The sequence below is a fragment of the Deltaproteobacteria bacterium HGW-Deltaproteobacteria-2 genome (assembly GCA_002840505.1).
Taxonomy (GTDB): Bacteria; Desulfobacterota; Syntrophia; order Syntrophales; family Smithellaceae; genus Smithella.
In genome coordinates this window covers 432,948-456,969 of sequence record PHBC01000001.1, presented here as the reverse complement: position 1 = coordinate 456,969, position 24,022 = coordinate 432,948, and the positions used below count along the sequence as shown (strand labels likewise).

The following is a 24,022-nucleotide window of genomic DNA, read 5'->3' as shown; positions in this document are numbered from 1 at the left end:
AATAAAATGTCAAAAATACCGGATAAACCACAGGATGTTTTTGTTCCTTTAACTGAGGATTATAAGAAAGTATTTGGTAAAGATCTGATTTCTCTTATTCTTTATGGAAGCGCGGCCGGCGGTTCTTATGTAAAGGGAAAATCAGACATTAATTTGTTGATTATTGTCACGCCGGAGGTCATCAACAAATTGGAAAATGCTTTCGATACGGTTAAGCATTGGCAAAAACGCAGCGTAGCCGTGCCGCTGATTATGACAAAAGCTTTTATGGAAAGTTCTCTCGATTCTTATCCGATAGAATTTCTGAATATGAAGAATAACCATATTTTAATTTACGGCGAAAATGTTCTGGAGCAATTAAAATTCAAACCGGAAGATTTACGCCTGCAAATTGAAAGGGAACTGAAAGGGAAATTAATCCTGCTGCGCAATGGTTATCTGGAAGCGGCAGGAAACGCGCGGCAGTTGAAACAACTTATCAGCCGTTCCTTTACGGCATTTATTTCCATATTCAATGCCTTGCTTTATTTAAAGCAGGTACCGGTTCCGCATAAGAGACGTGATACAATAAAAGAAGTGGCTAAACTTTTTACGATTGATGTACAAGTATTCTTAAGTTGCGTCGATATTAAAGAAGGCTTGGATAAACTATCCGGCGAAGAAGTAGCGGACGTTTTTAAAAAATATTTGCACGAAATCGAAAAGATTTGCAACATAGTTGATGGATTATAAAAATTAAGTCTCATTACATAATGCAGGAGGTAAAAATGGATTCAAAAAAGAAAACTTTAATCATTGTAGTGGCAGTAATTGTGTTTCTGGCTATCGCGGCTTATTCTTTTTTCGCGGGCAATTACAATAAATTTGTCAGATTGGATCAGGCTGTCAAAAGCTCTTGGGCACAGGTGGAAAATCAACTACAACGGCGATTTGATTTGATTCCCAATCTGGTGGAAACCGTCAAAGGTTACGCCAAGCAGGAAAAAGATGTTATGATAGAAGTAACCAACGCCCGTTCCAAAGTCGGCGGTACCGCTAATGCACCTATTTCTGATAAAATCGCTGCTAATAACGAACTCTCCGGTGCTTTGAGCAGAATGTTATTAGTTGTGGAAAAATATCCCGATCTGAAATCAAATCAGAATTTTATGCATCTGCAGGATGAACTGGCGGGAACGGAAAACAGAATCGCCGTTGAAAGAATGAGATACAACGAGGCGGTCAAGGTATATAATCAGGCAATTAAATCATTCCCTGCAAATTTGCTTGCCGGAATGTACGGTTTTAAAGATGGCGCATTCTTTGACGCTCCCAAAGAAGCAAAAGAAGCAGTCAAGGTCAAATTTTAGTGTCGTGGATATATAAAATTGTCATATCGACCAACGGGAGATATCTTTATTGTATATTAAGTTAATTAAGATTTCTCATCCCGATAAATCGGAATTCGAAATGACATTATTGTAGTCAATTAGAATAATAAATTTATTTGCCCCTGAGCGTTGTAGAAAATGTTCAGGGGCTTTCTTATTATAAATGTCTTTAAATTTGTCAGTCGGCAGGTTTCAAAATCAGTTTACATTCGTCGTTATTAACCGTCTGGACATTCACAGAATATTTTTTTGATCCCGCAAGTCTGGTGACATTTTCTTTGGCGACATTGCTATCTACCAAAACAACGATTTCTTCTTTGGGATTCTTTTCCATAGCCTGTTTTGTTTTGGCAACAGGGATCGGACAACTTAATCCTCTTGCGTCTATTTCTGTCATAATTTCCATCCTTAAATATTTAATTGTATTAGTGCGTCATGTTACTTTGACTTTTCTATCATAGTGAAACCGACAATCAGACAAAAGACAATTCCAAAGATGACAGCAATTGGCCCGAAAGCGGCAACACCTTTGGGGGAACTGGCTATGGCAAAATTATGTGAAACAGCGGCGCCGGTAATCATTCCCAGCACAAATACTCCCGCGTCGGCATCGCCTTCACCGGAAAGAAAAAGCTGCCTACCGGGGCAGCCGCCGGCTAAAGCGAAAGCAAGACCAGCCAGAGACATTCCCAAAAAATTCCACAAATGATTTGAATGGGCGATGGGCTGGCCTTCAAAGCCGGGCTTGAATTGTCCAAGGATAATATTTGTGGCAAAAGCGAAAACCACCAGAGCAATCACACCGCCGAGTAAATGAAAGTCTCTGGTCAGCATGACATCCCGAATAGCTCCCATGGTGCAGAACCGGCTGCGCTGAGCCAGCGCGCCAATGATAAGGCCTGCCGCAATACTGATGAGAAGTGGCGCGTGCATGGAGCCGGGACCTTTGGCGCTGAAAAATATCGGTCCACCCGGAGCGAAAGATACCTGAAATGTCAGTAAAAACAGAAGCCCCAGCATCAAAGCGGGCATAAGCCAGCCGCTGCCAGTTGCCTGTGAATAGGAACGTCCAAGGTTGAAACCTTTTTTCAAAAATAAAATGCCGACAAAAATTCCTGTTGTTAATCCCAATAGTCCCAGAATGGCATTTCCATCACCACCGGCCAAACGAAGCAGCGCACGCCACGGACAGCCCAGGAAAACAAGCGCGCCGATCATAGCAAACAATCCCAGAAAGAAGCGGATTAAAGGCGATGACCCGCCGCGCGGTCTGAATTCACCGGCAAAAGCCGCCATGAGAAACGCGCCCAGAACAAATCCTATGATTTCCGGTCTCAGATATTGGACGACATCCGCCCGGTGCAAACCCAATGCTCCGGCAATATCCCGTTCAAAGCAGGCCACGCAAATGCCCATGTTCGGCGGATTGCCGAAATACTGTAACAGGGCGGCACCGATGCCGATGATTGCGCCGACAATGATAATTCCAGCGCGCGAGAAAAAAATGCTTTTCATGAACAAAACCCCCTTAATAATTTCATCAGTTTCTAACAGCCGGGAATTGTAAAAGCAAATTCATAAAAGAAATATGTAACCGGTACTTATTCTATTAAGTTATAACGTATATAAAAAAGGTCCAGTGATTTACGAGGTTCGATATTATGCCGATCCATATAAACAATGTTAAAAAAATAAATTATAAAATACGGACATAAATATTAACAATGCCCACAATACCAATTCTCTTTTTGAATATAAACAACCTTCTGGGGGGTCTATGAGTTTCATAACACTTACCAATTTAGGTTTAATTTTAAATGCAATTGGTTCTTTCATGGTTGCTATCTCCTTCGGCGAAAATTTAGGTGGCGCATATCAAAATGATAAAAAGGGGAAACCCATCTATTTAGCATCTTTTTTACGTCCAAAAAGTTTTAGAATTGGGCTTCTTATAATGGGTGTCGGTTTCGTCCTCCAAATATTCAAATAAATTTTTAACAAGTCAATCCAGTCGATCGCTACGCTCCGGCTGATTTCTGCGTGATGTAATTCGAGACCGGTTTCAGAATCGAACTGAAGAAAACATTTCATTGTTTGCTCGACGGGGTTGAAGCCCGCGGCCGGAACCATCCGACATAACCGGTCAGGATTTAAAATCAAAAAAACATTCCGGTTGCTTATAGTAATTGAAAATCCAAAAAGCAAATTCATAAAAGTAATATTGCAATGGCGATTATTCGTTCTAATGATATAGATCAGTAAAATATTGTCATATCGACCAACGGGAGATATCTTTACTTTATATTGAATTCATTAAGATTTCTCGTCCCGATTACCGGGCATGCGCCCGGCTTTGAATAGGGATTCGAAATGACAGCATTGTAAGTATGTTACTGAAGTTAAGGCATGGAGTTTCATTTTGCTTATGAGTTTTTGGAATATAATGTATTTATAATAGTTATAATTTACTTTTAATTAATCATGATATTGTGCTATAAGCTCCACATGTCTATGGATCGTTTCAAGAACATTACAATTCAGCAGATGGAAGCAATTATCTGTCTCGTGGAAGAGGGAAGTTTCAGCCGTGCCGCCAAGAGAATGCTTTTGACCCAGCCTGCATTGACAAAAAATATCAAGAATGCGGAGGATTGTCTTGGCGCGCGATTGGCTAACCGCAGCAGTGCCGGTATTTCTCTTACACCGGAAGGAAAGATTTTATTCGACTATGCGCGTCGCATGGTCAGGCTTCGTGATGAAGCGAAGGGGAAAATTCTTGCCTTGCGCAAAGAGGCTGGTGGTAATGTTTATTTAAGCGCCAGCACGATTCCTGCCACCTATATTCTCCCGCGCGCCTTGAGTGATTTTAACAAAACAAATGCCGATATTCACATCAATATAAAAACCGCGGACAGCGAAGAAGCGATGAACATGGTTTTGGATAATGAAGTGGAAATGGGTTTTATCGGCAAGAAACCTCTTAACAAAAAGCTTACAGCGGAAACCCTATGGAAAGATCGTCTTATTCTGGTTGTTTCCAAAGATCATGCCTGGTGCAAAAAGAAATCAGTATCCTTGCCGGAATTGTTAAAAGAACCCTTTGTTGTCAGGGAAAAAGGTTCAGCAACGAGGGATCTGTTTGAATCATATCTAAAAAAATCAAAATCAATAAGTCTTGCTCAATTCAATATCTGCGGCGAGTTGGGAAGTTCCGAGGCAATTAAAGAAGCGGTCATCGCCGGATGGGGGGTGTCTGTTATTTCCATTCATGCTGTTTCGCGCGAGCTTTCGCAGGGATTGCTTTGTGAAATCCCCCTTCAGGGATATTCGATGGAAAGACATTTTTATTTGATTTACAAACGCCAATTCGAATTCCGCCCGTTTCATAAAACGTTCATCAATTTCATCAAACGATACGCGCCTGTTGAATCTTAAACATATCGAGGAGCGCTTTCCGCAAGCGATAACCAGTTGAGGACTGTTCAGGGGAATCCCATTTGTCATTACCCGGCTCGCAGACCGGCGCATGCCTGGTAGACCGGGTAATCCACTATTATAAGGAACTGGTTCCCCGCTTACGCGGGGACGACGCCTGGATTCCCGCCTTCGCGGGAATGACTATTTTTTTATTAGAGCATGTTGCTTGCTCCAGAGAATATTAATTGGGGCTATAAGCTTGAACCAGACGACAAATTAACCGATAAATAAAAGAAATATTGCCTTGTCTATTATAACTTTTATTTATTGGATATATTCGCATAAACAATATAATTCTTAACCGCGTTAATAAGGTCTTTTAGTTGAAATGATTAGAAATAATATGGGGATAATTTATTTTGACAATGCCGCCACGTCCTGGCCTAAGCCGCCGGAAGTCAATGCGGCCATGCAAAAATACATGCGGAAAACCGGCGCCAATCCCGGCCGTTCCGGGCATCGTTTATCTATTGAAGCGGCTCGGATAATTTATGATGCCCGTGAAAAACTGGCGCTGTTGTTCAACGTTTTCGATCCTCTCCGGATAGTTCTAACCAAAAACGCGACCGAGGCGCTGAATATTGCGATATCGGGTTTTCTAAAACCGGGTGATCATGTCATCACGTCGAGTATGGAACACAATTCCATGATGCGACCGCTCAGAGCAATGGAGCGCAAAGATGTCAGCTTGACTGTTGTTCCCTGCGATAATTCAGGGATGATTGATCCGGCACAAATTTCCGCTGCAATCAAAAAGAATACCAACGCGATATTTATAACGCACGCCTCTAATGTTACCGGCGCTATCATGCCTGTTTTCGATATAGGCCGTATCGCGCGAGAACACGGTCTGGTTTTTTGTGTTGATGCCGCCCAGACGGCGGGCAGTTGTCCCATTGATGTAGAAGAAATGAATATTGACCTGTTGGCTTTTACCGGTCACAAATCTTTATTTGGACCTTCAGGTACCGGCGGGCTCTTCATGCGCGAAGGTCTGGAAAAAAGAATTGAGCCGATTTGTATCGGCGGGACAGGAAGCCGCTCGGAAGTTGAAGAGCAGCCTGACTTTATGCCTGACCGATATGAAGCAGGTACGCCCAACACGGTCGGCATCGCCGGATTGCATGCGGGTGTTGATTTTGTTTTGACCGAGGGTGTTGATCAAATTCAAAGCAAAGAATCAAGTCTGGTCAAAACGTTTATTGAAGGCATCAGCGATTTGCCCGGAATTATTATTTACGTACCGGGTGTTACTGAGCAGCGCATACCGGTTGTTTCGTTCAACATTGCCGGCATTGATCCGGCCGGAATTGCTTTGGAACTGGATGAGCGCTATAAAATCATGTCACGTTCCGGTTTGCATTGCGCGCCGTCCGCGCATAAATCTATCGGCACTTATCCGATGGGTACGGTGCGCTTCAGCTTCAGCTATTTCAACACTCAGGAGCAAGTGGCCAAAGCAGTGGAAGCAATAAAAAAAATAAGTAAGAGGAGAAAGTAATATGGCAGATACAATTAAGTCCGGTCCTTTTGTTATCGTTGTGAATGAAGATAAAATGGGACGGGGAAATGCTGAACTGGGCGCCGTTTTAATAAAAGCCTTTATGCATACACTCGCTGGACAGACTCAAAAACCGGACGTGATGATTTTCTATAATACCGGTGTCAAGTTGACAGTGCAGGGTTCCGAAGTTCTGGAGGATTTAAAACAACTGGAGGGTGAAGGCGTTCAGCTTCTTGTTTGCGGCACCTGCCTCAATTATTTCGAGGTCAAGGATAAGCTGGCCGCCGGTGTTGTCTCCAATATGTACGACATCGTAGAAACCATGAGCAGTGCAGGACGGTTACTTGTACCATGAAAGATAAGAAATCATATGATGTAATTTTGTTCAAAGCGGTGAGCTACGCTTTGAAAGCGGAAAAAATTCTCAAGAAGGAAGGACTACCGCACAAGCTGATTCCCGTGCCTAAACATATTAGTTCGGATTGCGGTGTTTGTTTAATGATTCATCTTGATGTGAAAAATAACATTATGACCAGTCTTGCGGGCAAGGTTGATATAGAAAGCGTCAGAACACTCGCCGACTGAAAAAGTAAACAACAATTATTTTTTAATTCCCTTGACACATGTGTGTCTAGTTCAATATAATCAAAACATAAAAATCATCACAATTTAATCATCTTTAACACTGCGAAGTGCTTCAGTTAGTATTTATTATGGACCTTTGAAAAATATTCAAACGGTGTCATTTCGACCGGAGGGAGAAATCTTTTTAGCTTAAATAAAATAATTAAGATTTCTCGTCGTCCCGATACATCGGGACTCCTCGAAATGACAAAATTCAGAATCTCGTTGTTTGTTCAAGACTGTATTTGATTTTTTGGTACTAGAAGATGAAAACTAAAAGCTCCCCGAAGAAAGTCCAAACAAACACCAAACGCAGCGAAAGCGTATGGGCACGGGAAGTTTTCAGCAACGGCCAGCAATCACTACAAAGCATCATTGGAAGCTCTCCCATCCCTGCCTTTATCATCGGCAAAGATCATTTGATAATCTACTGGAATAAAGCGCTGGAAGAACTGAGCGGGATCAAGGCGAAAGAGGTTGTGGGTACAGGTCAACAGTGGCGGGCGTTTTATAAGACAGCGAGACCGTGCATGGCCGACTTGCTTGTTGATAGATACCAGAAAAAGATTCCTCAATGGTATCCCGGCAAATACATCAAATCAAAATTAATCACCGGTGCCTATGAAGCGACTGATTTTTTCCCGGAATTAGGCAAAAGAGGAAAGTGGCTGCGCTTTACCGCCGCCGTTATTCATAACTCCAGAGGCGCCGTCATCGGAGCAGTGGAAACACTTGAAGATATAACGCAGGCGAAAAGGGCGGAAGAAGCCTTGCTGAAGGCTCATGAAGAGTTGGAAATCAAGGTGAAGGAACGCACGCATAAGCTGGCGAGAGCCAATAAGGCACTGAAAGAAACGACAGATCATTTGTCCCTTATATTGGAATTCCTTCCCATTGTTTCTTACACCTGCAACGCGGATGAAAACTTTACGATTACTTTTGTCAGCAAACGCGTCAGAGAAATTACCGGATATACGCCTGCCCAGTTTACGGACAATCATCTTTTCTGGCAGGAGCATATCCATCCGGAAGATCAAATAAACATTCTAAAAAAATTAAAATCGGCTACGAAAAAAGTAACGCATCAGTTTGAATATCGCTTCCAGACAGCAGATGGCTCTTATCGCTGGTTTTCTGATCATCGTCGCCTGATAAAACCGGGTCGTTCCCGAAGTTACATGGTTGGAGCGTGGCAAGACATTACGGAAGATAAAAGAATCCGTCAGGAAGGAGAAATCCGCCTGCAGCAGATGATTCAATCTCATAAATTAAAAGCTCTGGGTGAAGTTGTGACTGGCGTTGCTCACGAAATAAACAATCCGGTTAGTTTTATCGCCAATAACATTACCATGCTGGAGGAAATGTGGAATGCCGTTGAACCGATTCTGGCCAGCGACGGAGCATCCCATCCGGATTGGAGCGACAAGGGCATCGGTTATGTGGAAGTTTGCACGAACATGAAAGAAATCATAGAGGAGTTCAAAATTGCTTCTCAGCGAATCAAGCGTGTTATTGCGGGATTGAAAGAATTTGCCCGAACGGATGAAACAGTGCAGAAGAAACCGGTTAAAATTGAAGAAGTCATTCATGGAGTACTGATCATTGTCGGTGCCCAGGTCCGCAAAACCGTTTCCCGCATTGATCTTTATATAGACAGCGATCTGCCGCCTGTTCAGGGGCAATTCCAGAAAATCGAGCAGGTAATAGCCAACCTGCTTATTAACGCGCATCAAGCCATTACACCCGACAGAAAGGGCAAAATAATTATCACAGCCAGAAACATTGAAAGACTAAACGCTATTTTGATCGAAATTGAAGATAACGGAATCGGCATGGGAAAAGAGGTACTTAATCATATCTTTGAACCTTTTTTTACAACTCGCCGCGACATGGAAGGAACAGGGCTGGGGCTTTCTATCTCTTATGGATTAATCAAAGAGCATCATGGCGTAATCGGAGTTCTTTCCCGTCACAATATAGGAAGCCGGTTTTCCATTTACCTTCCCCTTGATGCCAAAAAACAGATAAGTATTCGTCCGACCATTCTTTGCTGTGACAGCGATGCTTCTTATCTCAATGAAATCAAAATAAGTATCGCCGATGTTCTTGAATGGCAATGCGGACCTGATGATACTTGCGATGATGTCATCGCTTACCTGGAGTCGCATCCTGAAGTGGATATTGTTATTTCGGAAATAAATTTGCCGGCAATAAACGGGTGGGAACTACTGAAAAAAGTCAGAGAACGTTTTCCGCTTCTTGCCTTAATTCTTTATTCATCGGACATAAGTGCAGGAAAGCCGGAAGGTAAAACAAACGGCAAACCTGATTATTTACTTAAAAAACCTTTCAGCATGACACATTTACAAAATATAATTCGTGAAATCGGAAGGCAGAGACTATGAGAATCCTGATTGTTGATGATGAAGAAGTCGCCCTGAATTCCATAAAGCGTTTGCTGAAATGGCGAGGAATTAGAAATGTTGATACATGTAATAATGGCCGGGATGCCGTTGCCAAAATTAAGGAAACTGATTTTGATATAGTGCTTCTGGATTTGCTTATGCCGGAAGTTGACGGTTTGCAGATTCTGGAATCGACAAAACCCTATCGTCCGCATACGGAGTTCATCATTTTCACTGCTATTGATGATATTCCTACCACAGTCAAGGCGATTCGTCTGGGCGCTTATGATTATCTTGTTAAGCCGGTGGATAACGACCTGCTTTTTCTGGCCATAAAAAGAGCCTATGAACACAGAGGATTGCTTATCGGTTTATCAACTACCGCCGGAGATAATAAAAGCAAAATTTCTCCGGCTTTTTCTGAAATTGTCACTCAATGTCCTCAGATGTGCTCCATATTATCATATGCTCAGGTGATGGCCGGAAGCGGTAATCCCGTAATGGTTACCGGAGAATCAGGGACAGGAAAGGAACTGGTCGCTAAAGGTGTTCATAAAGCGGGACCGATGCCTAATGGTCCATTCATTGCCGTTAATGTCAGCGCTATTCCGGCTACTATGTTTGAAAGCCAGTTTTTTGGTCATGCCAAAGGAGCGTTTACCGGGGCGGAGGCGCCGCATCTGGGTTATTTTGAACAGGCGGACGGAGGAACTCTATTTCTTGATGAAATAGGAGAATTGCCGCTTGGTCTCCAGACAAAACTGCTGCGGGTGCTCGAAGAAAAATCTTTTTATCCTCTGGGTTCGTCAAAACCGGTATGGGTTGATGTCAGAGTTATATCGGCTTCCAACAGAGATATCGAACGGGCATGTCAAGAAGGAAACTTCAGACTGGATCTTCTCTACCGTTTGAAATCGGTTCATATTCATCTGCCACCGCTCAAGGAAAGAACAGGTGACATTCCACTACTTGCGTCCCATTTCCTTCGTAAATCGTGCGATAATCATAAGAAAAAAATCACCGGTTTCAGTCAGGAAGCAATGAGTTTGTTAAACAGCAAAGATTATCCCGGCAATGTTCGTGAATTGGCTCAAATTGTTGAAAACGCCGTTCTTATGACCGATTCCAATATTATTTTACCTGGCCATCTCGGTATGGCGTCAACTAATCATTCCCCCCTATCGCGGCAATTATGCACATTAAAGGAAAACGATGAAGCGCATCTGGTGTATGTTTTAAAGAATGTAAATGGTGATCGCGGCAAGGTTGCGCAAGTTTTGGGAATAACTGTTCGGCAGCTGCAGCGTAAAATCGCCGCCATGAAGAAAAATCCTCAATGGGAAGAAATTTTACGCGACATTTAGGTCATCAGGGGTGACATAAATGTCTCCATTCGTAAACCTATATATTTAAAGCCTATTATTATTTTTAATGTCCGCAAATCTTTTTGTGTGACTTTTACAGTGACGTTTACTTCATATTTCCGTTTATTTCCTCTCTTGATAATTCGTGATTGTCCGATAATAAAAAATGGCTTTGTTCATTTTTTAATTGAATCATTCCCTGTAAATTGAAATCCATAACCATTTAAAAAAACTGGATTACCGCCTTCGCGGGAATGACAGATGGAAACTAAATTATATTTTATTAAGATGCCGGAAGGAACTAAAATACAAAAATTATTTTTATGGCATGGCCATTGCTCTTTCCTCTTAGTTAAGGGAAGGAGCCTTCATGAAAGCTTTTACCGCAAAACTTGTCGATTTGACCCAGAAAAACGCGGATACAATCGCCCGGCAGTGGGCTAAGGATATTAAAACTAACCTAAAAACCTATACCTACCATAACGCATCCGAAGAAGAAATCATCCTTCAGGCAAAATATTTCTACAATAATTTTCAACTGATGTTTTTTAATGAGTCACCATATGAACAGGCTAAGGAAATTTTCGAAAATTATGCGGAAGAAAGATATAAAGAAGGAATTCCTTTGCATGAAGCGTTGTATGCCCTGATCTTGATGAGAAGACACATGTGGTTGTATGCGGAATTTCAATCCTTATTTAATACCGAAGTAGAGCATCAGCAGGCAGTGGGAAGTCTTAGCCGGACAATTCTTATGTTCGATTACATTATATATGTTGTTGCCAGAAAATTCTGGGAGATGATGAAACTGGAGGGATCGAAGACAAACAAAACAAAGTAATTTGGCGGGGTGAATATAAGCAAGTCAATTTTTTAACATAACAACTTTATTAAAAGAGAGATGAAAAATGCAAGCTTATGCCGCGAAACTTATTGATCTTATAGAAAGCAAGGCTGAGAATATTGCCAGACAATGGGCTGATGATGTTATGAAACATAACAGAACGCCCTCCTATCACCGTCTGCCTAAAGAAATGGTCATAGAGCAGGGGACCGATTTTTACAGGCTCTTTCGCCGGATGTCGTTGGCCGAAAATTCTTATGAGGAAGCAAAATCATTTTCTTGGAAATATGCCGAAGAACTCTACAGAAAAAAAATACCTCTTCAGGAAGCCGTTTACGCGCTGATGTTAATGAGACGGCATCTCTGGCTTTACGCTGAATTTCAGGGGACTTTCGTGACTGCCTTGGAAAAAACGCAGGCAGTGGAAAGTCTGAACAGAACTATATTGATGTTCGATTATGTATCCTACCAGGTCATAGAAAGATATCAGGATTTAATCATTGGCAGTGTGGAAAGAAGGATTGGCGCTATAAAAACACTGATGATGAAGGGGCCAATCGGCGCTAAAAAGAATATCTATAAATTCGGATTGATGGCTATCTTTATCCTTCTCGCCTGTATTCTCACCTATCATAATCATGCAACCCTTAAAACGGAAGGGCTTTTCACCCACCTCTTCTACATTCCGATCATTTTAGCATCGATATGGTGGGGTAAAAGAGGAATTTTTGTAGCAATTTTCCTGAGTGTTCTGATTTTAGCCAGTCATCTGCTCTTCCTGACGGGAATGAACATATCAGCCGATGTTATTCGGGCGGGTATGTTTATTGTTATAGGCAGTGTTATCGGTTGGTTAATGGAAGGCATTAGAAAAGTGGAAGAGATGTATTAATTTTTACAGAATAAAAGAGGAGATTAACGTGGAAAGCGAGCAAATCAATCAGGGAAAGGTTTTATCCGTCCGCAGCAGCGTTGTTGATGTCCACTTTCCGACGGCGCCTGCGATCCGCAATGTTCTCAAGGCCGGCGATAACGAACAGGTAATCATCGAAGTTTTTACCCAACTCGACAACAATACTGTTCGGGGTGTCGCCCTGACGCCCACCCAGGGTCTCGCCAGAGGTTCTAAGGTAATTGACACAGGCAAACCATTTGAGGTTCCTGTGGGCAAAGAGCTTCTGGGAAGGGTTTTCAATGTTTTCGGTCAAACAATTGATAAGAAAGGTAAGGTTGAAGCTGGAGAAATACGCTCCATTCATCGTGAGCCGATTCCTCTACGTGATCAATCCACCGTGTCTGAAATTTTTGAAACGGGCATCAAGGCTATTGACGTTCTGGCTCCGTTGGAGAGAGGAGGCAAAGCGGGCCTCTTCGGTGGAGCGGGCGTTGGCAAGACAGTTTTGATTACGGAAATGATTCACAACACAGTTAGCGCGCATGAAGGCATGAGCATCTTCTGCGGTATCGGCGAGCGCTGCCGCGAAGGTGAGGAACTTTACCGTGAAATGGAAGAAAGCGGAGTTTTGGGCAATACCGTGATGGTTTTCGGTCAGATGAACGAGCCGCCGGGTGCGCGTTTTCGCGTCGGCCACTCGGCACTAACGATGGCGGAATATTTCCGCGATGACGCCAAACAGGATGTGCTCCTTATGATTGACAACATTTTCCGTTTTATTCAAGCGGGCATGGAAGTTTCCGGTCTTCTGGGACAACTGCCATCACGTCTTGGTTATCAGCCGACACTGGCCACGGAACTGGCCGAGCTTGAAGAACGTATATGTAATACCAAGACCGGCGCTATTACCTCCATTCAAGCTGTCTATGTTCCCGCGGACGATTTTACCGATCCTTCCGCCGTGCATACGTTTGGACATCTTTCCGCGACCATCGCGTTGTCTAGAAAGCGGGCCAGCGAAGGTTTGTATCCGGCGATTGACCTCCTTCAGTCCGGCTCCAAAATGCTGATGCCGAACATTGCCGGCGAACGTCATTACAAAATCGCGCAGGAAATTCGCAAGACGCTCGCGATTTATGAAGATCTCAAGGATATTATTGCCATGCTCGGTATTTCCGAGCTCTCCCGCGAGGACCAGCGTACAGTATTCCGTGCCCGCCGACTGGAGAGATTTTTTACTCAGCCTTTCTTTGTGACGGAGCAGTTTACAGGAACGGCGGGTAAGATGGTCACGCGTGAAGAAACGTTAATCGGTTGCGAGCGGATACTCAACGATGAGTTTGCCGAGTATCCGGAACGCGCTCTTTATATGATCGGTTCAATTGATGAGGCGAAGATTTCCCATGATGCTTAAAATTTTATTACCGGCGGAAGTAATGCTGAAGCAGGAAGTAAAAAAGATTATCGCCGAGGCGGAAAACGGATCTTTCTGTCTGATGCCGAATCATATTGATTTTGTGGCCACCCTTGCCCCCGGCATTTTTACGTATGAGCCGATCGGCGGCGGGCAGGAATTACTGGCGATGGATGTGGGTACGCTGGTGAAAAAAGGGCCGGATGTTCTGGTATCCACGCGCAACGCCGTGCGTGCGCCCGACCTGGGAAAACTAAAAGAGGTCGTTGTGCAGCAATATGACGTTCTGGATGAGCGGGAAAAAATGGTTCGATCCGCGTCGGCCAGGTTGGAAGCGAGTCTAATAAGACGTTTTGTGGAGCTTAAGTAGTGAAGGGTGAAAGGTGAAGAGTGAAGTGTAAAACAAAAAAGAGACTTTTCTATTCACCATTCACAGGTTTTTTAGAACGTTGAACTTAAAAGGATTGAATATGGTTGAAATAAGACGAACACCCAGTACGCGCCGCCGGAAAATGGCGAATCATTTCACCGAGCAGGTGGCCAAAAAAGAAGCTTTGCGGCGGAAGGCGCTTCGACACAAGGACGAGACAGTCTGGTTCGGTCTGGGCATGTTCGGAATTGTCGGCTGGGCGGTAGCCATTCCCACTCTGGTTGGAATAGCTATTGGTCTTTGGATTGACCGCACTTGGCCCAGCCAGTACTCGTGGGCGCTGATGTTTCTTATTTTCGGAGTGCTTGTAGGATGTATTAACGCCGCGTATTGGGTGAGAAAAGTCCGCAGTAGAATTATTGAGGAAGATGAAGATGATGAACCGCAGTCTTGATGCGAATTTTATATTTGTTATGGTTGCGGCATTTGCTGCAGGTCTGGCCCTGGGAGCGTTTTATTTTATAGCGTTGTGGCATACCGTTCAGCGCTTGCCGGCAGCTCATGGACCCGCGCGCCTAATGCTGGTCAGTTTTGTTCTGCGTATGGCGGTGGTGCTGGCTGGATTTTATTTGATTATGGGTGGAGAACATTGGGAGAGGCTGGCCGCGGCCATGTTGGGTTTTATTATCATGAGAAAAATTCTCACGTACCTTTTGGGGCCACAAAAAGTAGGTGAGGAAATTAGCTGCATAAACTTGGGCAGATAGATAAGAACACAGGCAAAGGATTCTATATGGAAATTGTATCTCTTAATCAGATCAGCCCCGATCAGGTAATTATCTTTACCTGGGGATTTATCAAGCTGAACGTGACAATTCTCTATACGTGGCTGGTGATGGCTATCCTGATGGTCATTTCCTGGCTGGCTACCCGCAACCTTTCTTCGGAAATGAATGTGTCCAGATGGCAGCATTTTCTGGAAGTAGTTATCTCTGTCGTTCGCGGTGAAATATCCGAGATGACGAAAAAAGGAGCGGATAATTACGTGCCCCTTATCGGGACGCTCTTCTTATTCATCTGCACTTCCAACGTGCTGGTTATCGTGCCGGGATTTGTCGCGCCGACGTCTTCCATTACTACTACCGCTTCTCTGGCGCTGTGTGTATTCATCGCTGTTCCTTATTTCGGCATTTCGCGCAATGGTCTTTTCCATTATTTGAAGGAATATTTTCAGCCTAATTTCATATTTTTCCCTTTCCACGTAATGGGGGAACTATCCAGGACTCTTGCGCTGACGGTTCGACTTTTCGGCAACATTATGAGCCATGAAAAAGTCATCGGCATTCTACTGGCCGTTACTCCGCTTTTGTTTCCGGTTGTTATGCAGGCGCTGGGGCTCTTAATCGGCGTAATTCAGGCTTATATTTTCGCGATTCTTTCCATGGTTTATATCGCGTCAGCTCTGGCGGAAGATGAACATCATGCTCATGTTGAAGTAAAACAACAAAGCGTTACAACAGTTTAAAAAACTTTTTTATAAAGGAGGAGTTTTTATGGATAGTGTAAGCATCGTCGCGTTGGCATCAATATTCGCCGCGGGATTGGCAATGGGGATCGGATCTATCGGACCGGCTCTGGGCATGGGACAGGCCATCGCGCAGGCTTTGGCCGCTATCGCGCAGCAGCCGGATGAAAGAAATTCTCTGACCCGGACGCTTTTTGTCGGACTGGCCATGATTGAATCTATCGCTATTTACTGCTTCGTTATCTCCATGATTCTGATCTTTGCCAATCCTTTCTGGGGTCATTTTGTAAAGGCAGGGGGATAATTTATGCATATCGACTGGTTTGTTTTATTTTGCCAGATCTTCAATTTTCTTTTGCTTGTCTATCTGCTGAAGCGATTTCTTTTCGGGCGGATTATCAAAGCGATGGACGATAGAGAAGCGAAGATTGCTGCGCGGTTTGCCGAAGCCGAAGAGTTGAAAGTCAAGGCAACCGAGGCTGCCGGGCTTTATGAAAAGCGCAACCAGTTGCTCAACGAAGCAAAAGAAAAGATGCTCAATGAGGCGACAATGGCCGCTGATGCCAAGCGAAAAGAACTGATGGAAAAAGTCCGTGTGGAAGTTGATCAGGTCAAAGCACGTTGGCAGGATATGCTGGTTCGCGAACAGGACGCTTTTTTCTATGATTTGCGCCAGCGCGCGGCCAAGCAATTATATGCCACGGCGCGTAAAGCCTTGAGCGATCTGGCGGACGCCGATCTGGAGGAACGGATTGTGGACGAATTCATCCGCCGGGTTAAAGCGCTCGATGAGGAAAAAAGCATTCAGATACGCAATGCCATCAGAGGCGGCGGCAATAAAGTTATCATCCAGAGTGCTTTCAGCATTTCCGCGTCCCGGCAGGCTCAAATTGAAGAGGTTCTGAAAAAGCAGATAACCAACGGATTTACTTTGCGGTATATCAGGCAGCCGGAGATTGTCTCGGGCATTGAATTACGGGTGAACGGACATAAGATCGCCTGGAGTCTAAATGAGTATCTGGAGACGCTGGTGGAAAGTTTAACGGAAACGCTCCAGAAAGAGGCACACGCGGCGTAAAGAATGTGAATGGTGAAGAGTGAAGAGAAAAACATCGTTCAAAGTTCTAAGTTCAAGGTTAACAGCATGGGGATGGCGGAGGGTGCAGAAATCTCTCCCCTGTCATTCCCGCGTAGGCGGGAATCCATAGAATGGCAAAGAGGTCAGGAGGCGAAGAATGAATCAAGAGTCTAGCCCATTGGAAAGTAAGGAATTAAAAACTTTCCTGGATGATACATTTGATACCATGGAAAAGGTTCTGGACGAGCAGAATCCTGAACTGAGACAATTAGAAATCGGCACGGTGCAATTTGTCGGCCGCGATATTGCCAGAGTCGGGGGTCTGCCGCATATCCGCGCGGAAGAACTGGTTCGCTTTGCGGGAAACTATATGGGCCTTGTTTTTAATATAGACCTGACGGAAATCGGTGTCATCCTTCTGGACCCCAGTGAAAACCTGCAGGTGGGATCGGAGGTGCACCGCACCAAGCGCGTTCTGGATGTGCCGGTGGGAGACGGGCTTCTGGGACGGGTGGTCGATCCCCTTGGGCGTCCGCTTGATGGTTTGGGCGAGGTCAATACAGTCATGCGCCTTCCGGTGGAAAGACCAGCGCCGGCAGTTATGGATCGCTCACCGGTGACAGTTCCTCTGCAGACCGGCCTGAAGGTGGTTGACGCACTTATTCCCATTGGACGCGGCCAGCGCGAACTTATCTTAGGCGACAGAATGACCGGCAAAACTGCCATTGCCGTTGATACAATCATCAATCAAAAAGAAACGGGGATTATTTCCATTTACTGCGCCGTAGGCAAAAAAAGTGCCGATGTGGCTAAAGTGATTGCCGATCTGCGCGATCACGGCGTAATGGGGTCATGTATTGTCGTCGTGGCTACCGGTGAAGACACGCCGGGCCTGCAGTTTATCGCGCCTTACGCAGCAACGAGCATGGGAGAGTATTTTGTTGAACAGGGACGTGATGTTTTGATTATCTATGACGATCTGACATCGCATGCCCGTGCTTACAGGGAAGTGTCGCTTCTGTTGAGGCGGCCGCCCGGACGCGAAGCCTTCCCCGGAGATATATTCTATATCCATTCCCGTCTGTTGGAACGTTCCACACATATGCGGCCGGAATTAGGCGGCGGGTCTCTCACCTCTCTGCCTATTGTGGAAACGGAAGCGCAGGACATGTCGTCTTACATTCCGACTAATCTGATTTCCATTACGGATGGTCAGATTTACCTGTCGCCGGTTCTTTTCAGCAAAGGTATTCTACCGGCGGTGGATGTAGGAAAATCCGTTTCGCGCGTCGGCGGCAAAACACAGTTGCCCGCTTATCGATCAGTTGCGGGCGACTTGAGGCTCTCCTACTCGCAATTTGAAGAGTTGGAATCATTTTCCCGTTTCGGCACCAGGCTTGACGAAAGCACGAAGCGAATCCTGGAGAGAGGTTGGCGTGTGCGTGAAATTCTCAAACAGGGTCAATACAAGCCTCTGCGCGCCTCCGAACAGATCGCCTCTTTGCTTTCCGTGACCGGTGGAGCGTTGGATAAGGTGCCGACAGAGAATGTCCGCGAAGTTGAGAATCACCTGTTGCAAACCGTCAATGAACAATTGCCGGAATTGTGCGGGCGCATTGAAGCTGGCAAAAAACTGGAACTGGCTGATCGCGACAGTATTATGAATAAAATCAAACCGACTATAGCGCCGTTTGAAGAGGCTGAGGAAGCAAATGCAAACAACTGAGTCCCTGAAAAGAAGGATTAAAAGCGCTGGTGATCTTTTATCGGTGGTCAAAACGATGAAAGCCCTGGCCGCCGTGAGTATCCGGCAATATCAAAAAGCGGTGGAGTCTCTTGAGGACTATAATCGGGCTGTAGAGATGGGGCTGCAAATAGTGCTCAAGGAACGCATGGGCGCTATGATGCAAAGCAAGGACGCGGTTGTTAAGCGCATGGGCGCCATAGTTTTCGGTTCCGATCAGGGTTTGTGCGGACAACTAAACGAACAGATTTCCGTTTTCGCGCTGGATAACATCAAAGAAGCAGGTGTGAAAAAAGAAAACCGCAAAGTGCTGGCTGTGGGTGCGCGCGTGGCGGATTATGTAGAGGATGCCGGACAACCTATAGATGAATTACTGGCCACTCCCAGTTCCACGGCGGGCATAACACCGCTGGTTCAGGAAATTATCATGATTATTGAAGAGTGGCATTTTAAGCAGAATGTTGATCATTTTATGTTGTTCTACAACGATTATATCAGCGGCTCCAACTATCGTCCTTACAAAGTTCAACTTCTGCCTGTAAATCGCGATTGGCTTAAAGAGATAGCCCGTAAAAAATGGGATTCCAAGAGCTTGCCCATTTACCGTATGGACGGCGATAAAATTTTTTCTTCGCTGATCAGAGAGTATCTTTTCGTTTCGCTTTACCGCGCGTTTGCCGAATCACTGGCCAGTGAGAATGCCAGTCGCCTGGCTTCGATGCAGAACGCGGAAAAGAATATTGAAGAACAAATGATGGATCTGCACGTGCAGTTTCACCGTACGCGTCAGATGACAATTACCGAAGAACTGCTGGATATTGTTGCTGGCTTTGAGGCATTGAGTTAACAAACGAAAAGCTATTGTCGACAAGAAGGAAGGTGATCGCCATGACAGTAGAAATGCACATTTGCGGTATTTGCGCCTGGCGCAGGGAGTGTCAAAAAAGGTTTAAATTAGAAAAGGACTCCTTGATTGGAAGCCATTGTCCCGATTACACAAGGGACTTATCTATTAAAACAAAGGTTTCTGATGAAGGGGAAGATAAAAAAACAATCATGGACCAGATGGTTTCGCAGCAATTGGATAAGTGGCGTAAACTGCTGGACAAAGTCTTAAAACAGGGAGTCAAGATAGAGAATTTCAAAGGTGGACCGGTAATTACTATATCGAGGGAACCGGGAAGCGGTGGAAGTGAGATTGCCAGAAGACTATCTAAGGCTCTAAGCTTGGATCTGATAGGCGGCCAGATTATCCAACACGTTGCTGATAGTGCCAAGATGAGCAGGAAGGTAATACAATCTCTTGATGAAAGAGAAGTAACATTCAGGGAAACGCTTCTGTCGTCTTTATTTGGAGAAAATCGTCCATGGCCGGGGGAATATTTGCAGCATCTGACTAAAGTAGTGGGAACTATTGGAGCATTCGGCAATGTAATTATGGTCGGCAGGGGAGCAAGTTATGTTTTGCCTCGGGAAAGGACATTCAAGGTCAGAATAATTGCTCCTATAGAATTAAGAATCAGACATTTTATGGATGACAGAGGATATACAAAAGCCGAGGCGGAACAATATATCGTTAAAACTGAGAGTAACCGCAGGGCGTTCGTAAGAAAGTATTTTAATGCCGATCTCACCGATCCCGCACACTATGATATGGTCATCAATACGGAGAGAATATCAATAGAAGGAGCAACTGAAGCAATCATTGTCGCCTTCAATCAAAGAAGGAAGCGATCGCATCCATCCTTTCAGCATTCAGAAAAGAAGGAGGAATTGACAGCTTAGAATATTAAATGAGAAGAAATTCAAATGAGTGATATCGGGAAGACAGATCTTGAGGACTGCTGATTCAAGACATGGTTATATGCAATTTTCCACGAAATCTTCTCCATCGATTATGGTCTTTTGCTAAGATTTAAGGAAAGTTTTTTTGCCAGCGGCAGACATTTGGATGCTTGATTGTGAGTTTGTATTCACGTCGTTATGCTTTCGTTAATTGATTTTAGATACTCAAGACAAGTGTCGCATTTCTGAATTTGCGCATTAATGGCTTCTTTTACTCCCGTACAAAACCCCTCTGAATTTCTTTTCATATTATTGTATTCTCTTTTCTTTCCCTCTACTAACTCAATTGCAAAGTTTAGATTCTCATTCATAACCAGGTCCTCCATCTCTTTAAAAATAGTCGTTTGCGCTGATCAGTCTGGTTTTCTGTTTTTAGTCATTGAAAAGCCTTTTTGATTAAGTTATAAAGTGGTCATGAAAACGCAATTCTTAAGAATTGGTTTATGTTTCCTTGCGATGGCCTTGGCAAAAGGGTCTTCCTGCTTTGCGTGGACCGCCCAAAAGATAAGGGTTTGGCCAAATGCGTTTAATGTCAATTCCAATTTTTTTGGCGATGTGTTCCCGGACGCGATGAGATGCGCGACCCTCAATTACGCTATAAACAGTTTCATTGGATACTCCGAGGTCGCGGGCAATAGATGCTTGCTTGACGTTGGCATCCAACAAAGCCTTCCGGATATCGTTGGGTTTCATGTTTGGGGGAATTTTTTTCATTGTTAAAAACTCCTTTTTTTGACTTAAAAATTACAATATTGAATGTGATTATAAATAGAATATTTAATTAAGTCAAGTAAATTTTAAGCTTAACAGTTAAATATTTTTGTGAGTGTGTTTTGTTAAATATAAGTTATTGAAAATATTTAAAATAAAGTAGATTAACAGTTTTATTACAGCAAAATAATGGAAAATTTAGGTAATCTATGGTAGATGATGAATTAAAAAATCGCACTAGATGGGCAATAAATTATGTTTGCCAAATGGATAAGTTAACTAACGAGTCTTTGAGTGGTCTTTTAAAGATAAACACCAGTAATATTAGTCAATATCGAGCTAAAAGAATACGTCCCAGCGCTGAATTTATGAAAGTGTTTTGCAATCACTTTGATTTCAGTGAGGCTTGGTTTCTTTCCGGTCAAGGTGAACCATTCCGGGGAGCGCGTAAAATGTATGAGGAAATCTGCGGCCCGACAGAACCAGGTGTGGTATGTGAAGCTATGGATTCCTATGGCTCGGATACGCAAAAAATAAATATTGAGGAAGCAATAGGCAAAGCTTATAAAGTTTTAAATGCAGGTACATCTCTGTCAGTTGCTTTGTACATGAACATTCAACAATTCGCCACAGCGTTGGAAACTGGTCAGGCATTACAATTATGTCAGGAGCAAATTAGTGATTTACAAAAGCAAATTAATGAACTTAAACAACAAGTGAATCATTTAAATACAAGTCTTGTAATTGCAAAGAAGCAACGGGATGAGTAGATTAAAAAAAATTCTTTTCTTCATGTTCTTGAAATAATTATTAATCCGCGGGAAAATAAAAGGGATAATTTCTCTGGTTATGGTATTTTAAATTGGTGCCGGAGCTCGGAATCGAACCGAGATGTCCTTGCGAACGGGGGATTTTGAGTCCCCTGCGTCTACCAGTTTCACCACTCCGGCACGGGCGCGATTATATAGACGGGATACAAAATGTCAAGTTAAAATCTGTTGACAATCAATTATGGCCTGTGTTAATGGGCTACACAATTAGTCAATAGTTTACTGGGGTTGTAGCTCAGCTGGGAGAGCGCTTGAATGGCATTCAAGAGGTCAGGAGTTCGATCCTCCTCAGCTCCACCAAAAAATTAAAGGGGATGGTTTGGTGAAAATCATCCCCTTTTTACATTATAAATCTTCTATTTGTTTTTTAATCTTAATCCTTTTTTCCTTGATCATGGCTGTTTTATTGCCTTCCAGCCACGTCTGTATGGCCTCTTCTCTTTTGATGGAAATCAGTATTTTTTGGTACATAATTTTTTTTGTTTCAAAATCTTTCTCGTCCAGCTTGCTCACATCCTTAAGTTTTAATATTACATAGGCATTGTTGATGAGAAGCGGCTTTTCCGCATAGGGTTTTTGGGCGGAGAGCTGAAAAAGAACATCAGCCGCATTTTCGCTAGATCCCAACTTGGGAATAGTATTGCCGGGCTGGAAGAATCCTGTTTCGTTAACTTTCAAACCATTTTCTTTGGCGATTTTATCCAGAGTTTCTCCTGACTTTATTTTCTCTAAAATTAACTGCGCTTCTTTTCCGGCAAGAATTTGCGCTTCGTTTTCTATGTAGCGGTTCCTGACTTCGTTTTCTATGGTGCTTAGTTTCGGCACGTAAGAGGATTTCTTGTCAACAACTTGCAAAAGATAACAACCGTTTTCAGTCTGGATAACCTTGCTGATATCGCCTTTCTGCAAATCCAGAACTATAGTGGCAAAATTTTTAATAGATGCAAGTTCCTGAGGTGTCTTGTTAATCGGGAAAAAGTCTACATTGCTGACTTTAATATTATTTTTATTACCGTAGGCCTCCATATTATCTTCTTGATAAATAATGTCATGGGCCTTTTTCGCCTCTACATAAGCTTTTTGCGTACCCCTTGACTGCTTTAATTCCTTAACTATATCTCCCTTAACATTGTCCAATGATAATTGTTTGCCGTCTTTAGTCTTATATTTATCTTTGTAGCTGCTGTAATAGCTTCTGATGTCGGCATCATTGATATCCACAGGAAAAGAATTTCCCGCGAAAAATATATATTTAATCTTCATCTGTTCAGCGACACGAAATAGATTGCTGTTACGCTTCAGATAATCTTCCAATTCGGTTTGAGTAGGCGTAATTTTCTTTTTGATATCTTTCCCGGAAATTTGCACAAAATTAACGTTGATTTTTTGATTCTGTAAAGCGTATAAGTCATAAACTTCCTGATCCGAGATTTTTATGCCTTCGCGCACAATCAAATCAATTTTACTTGCCGTTATATCGGATCTTTGGAGATTTTCAAAATCTTCGGCGGAGAGTCTATTGTAACGAAGTATCTGCCGGTATTTGCTTTCATCAAATACACCATTTGTCTGCAATACCGGCATTGACATGATTATGTTTCTTAATTCCTCATCGGAAACTTCAATCTTTAAATCAGTGGCCTTGGCAGCGATAATATACCGGTTCAACAAATCATTATAAGCTTTTCGCTTAAGATCCATTTTCTTGAGTATCTCCGGAGTAAGCTTTGCGCCTAAGCGAAGTCGTGCCATATCCATCAATTTTTCATATTCGTTGCGAAATTCACCTTGACTGATTATTTTTTTATCGACTATGGCAATTGCGTCTGTCATGCGACTGCCTCTGTTGGAACCGAAGTAAAGAACAAAAACAATAATAATGATTCCTATAACTGCAATCATAAACCAACCACGGGCATGTTCGCGGAAAAATTTCAGCATAAAATCACCTCGAAAGGATAATGAATTTGTATTATAGCAAATGAAACTTTTGCCTTATTATTATAGTCATTTGCAAAATGC

General features: G+C 43.4%; 27 protein-coding genes and 2 tRNA genes. 22 read left to right on the top strand and 7 right to left on the bottom strand.

Annotated elements, in window-relative coordinates:
* Positions 1–6: 6 nt before the first annotated feature.
* On the top strand, positions 7–732 hold the full coding sequence (locus tag CVU62_02140) for a hypothetical protein (protein PKN39020.1): 726 nt from the start codon (positions 7–9) through the stop codon (positions 730–732).
* Positions 733–767: 35 nt separating this feature from the next.
* Positions 768–1,349 carry a LemA family protein gene (locus CVU62_02135; GenBank protein PKN39019.1) on the top strand — a complete coding sequence of 194 codons (582 nt, stop codon included), beginning with the start codon at positions 768–770 and terminating at the stop codon, positions 1,347–1,349.
* Between the two features lie 199 nt (positions 1,350–1,548).
* Here the strand turns inward: CVU62_02135 and CVU62_02130 are convergent, their stop codons facing one another.
* The 3 genes from CVU62_02130 to CVU62_02120 form a co-directional block, all read right to left on the bottom strand.
* Positions 1,549–1,767 carry a SirA family protein gene (locus CVU62_02130; protein ID PKN39018.1) on the bottom strand — a complete coding sequence of 73 codons (219 nt, stop codon included), beginning with the start codon at positions 1,765–1,767 and terminating at the stop codon, positions 1,549–1,551.
* A gap of 41 nt (positions 1,768–1,808) precedes the next feature.
* Positions 1,809–2,885, bottom strand: coding sequence for a YedE-related selenium metabolism membrane protein (locus CVU62_02125; protein ID PKN39017.1), 1,077 nt, complete (start codon positions 2,883–2,885; stop codon positions 1,809–1,811).
* A gap of 387 nt (positions 2,886–3,272) precedes the next feature.
* Positions 3,273–3,581, bottom strand: coding sequence for a hypothetical protein (locus tag CVU62_02120; GenBank protein ID PKN39016.1), 309 nt, complete (start codon positions 3,579–3,581; stop codon positions 3,273–3,275).
* 270 nt (positions 3,582–3,851) lie between these two features.
* On the opposite strand from CVU62_02120, the gene CVU62_02115 reads away from it, so the two are divergent.
* From CVU62_02115 to CVU62_02030, 18 genes are all read left to right on the top strand, one after another.
* Positions 3,852–4,805: a hypothetical protein gene (locus CVU62_02115; GenBank protein PKN39015.1), complete on the top strand. Its 954-nt coding sequence runs from the start codon at positions 3,852–3,854 to the stop codon at positions 4,803–4,805.
* 391 nt (positions 4,806–5,196) lie between these two features.
* The gene (locus tag CVU62_02110; protein PKN39445.1) at positions 5,197–6,348 is read left to right on the top strand and encodes a cysteine desulfurase; all 1,152 of its coding nucleotides are present in this window, start codon (positions 5,197–5,199) and stop codon (positions 6,346–6,348) included.
* A 1-nt stretch (position 6,349) separates the two neighbouring features.
* Positions 6,350–6,706, top strand: coding sequence for a sulfurtransferase-like selenium metabolism protein YedF (gene yedF / locus CVU62_02105; protein ID PKN39014.1), 357 nt, complete (start codon positions 6,350–6,352; stop codon positions 6,704–6,706).
* A complete protein-coding gene (locus CVU62_02100) occupies positions 6,703–6,936 on the top strand; it encodes a hypothetical protein (GenBank protein PKN39013.1) in 234 nt (77 codons plus the stop codon). The genes yedF and CVU62_02100 overlap by 4 nt, the downstream gene beginning before the upstream one ends.
* Positions 6,937–7,241: 305 nt before the next feature.
* Positions 7,242–9,380: a hypothetical protein gene (locus CVU62_02095; GenBank protein PKN39012.1), complete on the top strand. Its 2,139-nt coding sequence runs from the start codon at positions 7,242–7,244 to the stop codon at positions 9,378–9,380.
* Complete coding sequence (locus CVU62_02090; GenBank protein PKN39011.1) at positions 9,377–10,744, top strand: hypothetical protein; 1,368 nt, start codon at positions 9,377–9,379, stop codon at positions 10,742–10,744. Before CVU62_02095 ends, CVU62_02090 begins: the two co-directional genes overlap by 4 nt.
* Before the next feature lie 370 nt (positions 10,745–11,114).
* Positions 11,115–11,585 (top strand): hypothetical protein, encoded by a 471-nt coding sequence (locus tag CVU62_02085; GenBank protein PKN39010.1) that lies wholly within the window; start codon positions 11,115–11,117, stop codon positions 11,583–11,585.
* A gap of 67 nt (positions 11,586–11,652) precedes the next feature.
* Positions 11,653–12,480, top strand: coding sequence for a hypothetical protein (locus CVU62_02080; GenBank protein ID PKN39009.1), 828 nt, complete (start codon positions 11,653–11,655; stop codon positions 12,478–12,480).
* 22 nt (positions 12,481–12,502) lie between these two features.
* A complete protein-coding gene (locus tag CVU62_02075; GenBank protein ID PKN39008.1) occupies positions 12,503–13,897 on the top strand; it encodes a F0F1 ATP synthase subunit beta in 1,395 nt (464 codons plus the stop codon).
* Entirely contained in the window at positions 13,887–14,267 is a 381-nt protein-coding gene (locus CVU62_02070; GenBank protein PKN39007.1) for a F0F1 ATP synthase subunit epsilon, read from the top strand. Before CVU62_02075 ends, CVU62_02070 begins: the two co-directional genes overlap by 11 nt.
* 100 nt (positions 14,268–14,367) lie before the next feature.
* Entirely contained in the window at positions 14,368–14,721 is a 354-nt protein-coding gene (locus tag CVU62_02065) for an ATPase F0F1 (protein PKN39006.1), read from the top strand.
* Between the two features lie 19 nt (positions 14,722–14,740).
* Positions 14,741–15,034, top strand: a complete 294-nt coding sequence (locus CVU62_02060; GenBank protein PKN39444.1) for an ATP synthase subunit I — start codon at positions 14,741–14,743, stop codon at positions 15,032–15,034.
* A 26-nt stretch (positions 15,035–15,060) separates the two neighbouring features.
* Positions 15,061–15,792, top strand: coding sequence for a F0F1 ATP synthase subunit A (locus tag CVU62_02055; protein ID PKN39005.1), 732 nt, complete (start codon positions 15,061–15,063; stop codon positions 15,790–15,792).
* A 28-nt stretch (positions 15,793–15,820) separates the two neighbouring features.
* Positions 15,821–16,096: an ATP synthase F0 subunit C gene (gene atpE, locus CVU62_02050; protein PKN39004.1), complete on the top strand. Its 276-nt coding sequence runs from the start codon at positions 15,821–15,823 to the stop codon at positions 16,094–16,096.
* Between the two features lie 3 nt (positions 16,097–16,099).
* On the top strand, positions 16,100–16,870 hold the full coding sequence (locus CVU62_02045; GenBank protein PKN39003.1) for a hypothetical protein: 771 nt from the start codon (positions 16,100–16,102) through the stop codon (positions 16,868–16,870).
* Positions 16,871–17,027: 157 nt separating this feature from the next.
* The gene (locus CVU62_02040; GenBank protein PKN39002.1) at positions 17,028–18,596 is read left to right on the top strand and encodes a F0F1 ATP synthase subunit alpha; all 1,569 of its coding nucleotides are present in this window, start codon (positions 17,028–17,030) and stop codon (positions 18,594–18,596) included.
* Positions 18,583–19,461 carry a F0F1 ATP synthase subunit gamma gene (locus CVU62_02035; GenBank protein ID PKN39001.1) on the top strand — a complete coding sequence of 293 codons (879 nt, stop codon included), beginning with the start codon at positions 18,583–18,585 and terminating at the stop codon, positions 19,459–19,461. Before CVU62_02040 ends, CVU62_02035 begins: the two co-directional genes overlap by 14 nt.
* A 41-nt stretch (positions 19,462–19,502) precedes the next feature.
* Entirely contained in the window at positions 19,503–20,399 is an 897-nt protein-coding gene (locus CVU62_02030) for a hypothetical protein (GenBank protein ID PKN39000.1), read from the top strand.
* Between the two features lie 188 nt (positions 20,400–20,587).
* Here CVU62_02030 and CVU62_02025 read toward each other — a convergent pair whose 3' ends face one another.
* Together CVU62_02025 and CVU62_02020 are read right to left on the bottom strand one after the other, a co-directional pair.
* Complete coding sequence (locus tag CVU62_02025) at positions 20,588–20,770, bottom strand: hypothetical protein (protein ID PKN38999.1); 183 nt, start codon at positions 20,768–20,770, stop codon at positions 20,588–20,590.
* 130 nt (positions 20,771–20,900) lie between these two features.
* Entirely contained in the window at positions 20,901–21,173 is a 273-nt protein-coding gene (locus CVU62_02020; GenBank protein ID PKN38998.1) for a hypothetical protein, read from the bottom strand.
* 206 nt (positions 21,174–21,379) lie between these two features.
* Here CVU62_02020 and CVU62_02015 point away from each other — a divergent pair, with 206 nt between their 5' ends.
* Complete coding sequence (locus tag CVU62_02015; GenBank protein PKN38997.1) at positions 21,380–21,940, top strand: hypothetical protein; 561 nt, start codon at positions 21,380–21,382, stop codon at positions 21,938–21,940.
* 93 nt (positions 21,941–22,033) lie between these two features.
* On the opposite strand, the gene CVU62_02010 is transcribed toward CVU62_02015, so the two are convergent.
* Positions 22,034–22,120, bottom strand: a tRNA-Leu gene (locus CVU62_02010).
* A gap of 104 nt (positions 22,121–22,224) precedes the next feature.
* Between CVU62_02010 and CVU62_02005 the strand changes: the two genes are divergently transcribed.
* Positions 22,225–22,300: transfer RNA gene (locus CVU62_02005), tRNA-Ala, on the top strand.
* A gap of 45 nt (positions 22,301–22,345) precedes the next feature.
* On the opposite strand, the gene CVU62_02000 is transcribed toward CVU62_02005, so the two are convergent.
* The gene (locus CVU62_02000) at positions 22,346–23,941 is read right to left on the bottom strand and encodes a hypothetical protein (GenBank protein PKN38996.1); all 1,596 of its coding nucleotides are present in this window, start codon (positions 23,939–23,941) and stop codon (positions 22,346–22,348) included.
* Between the last annotated feature and the right edge of the window lie 81 nt (positions 23,942–24,022).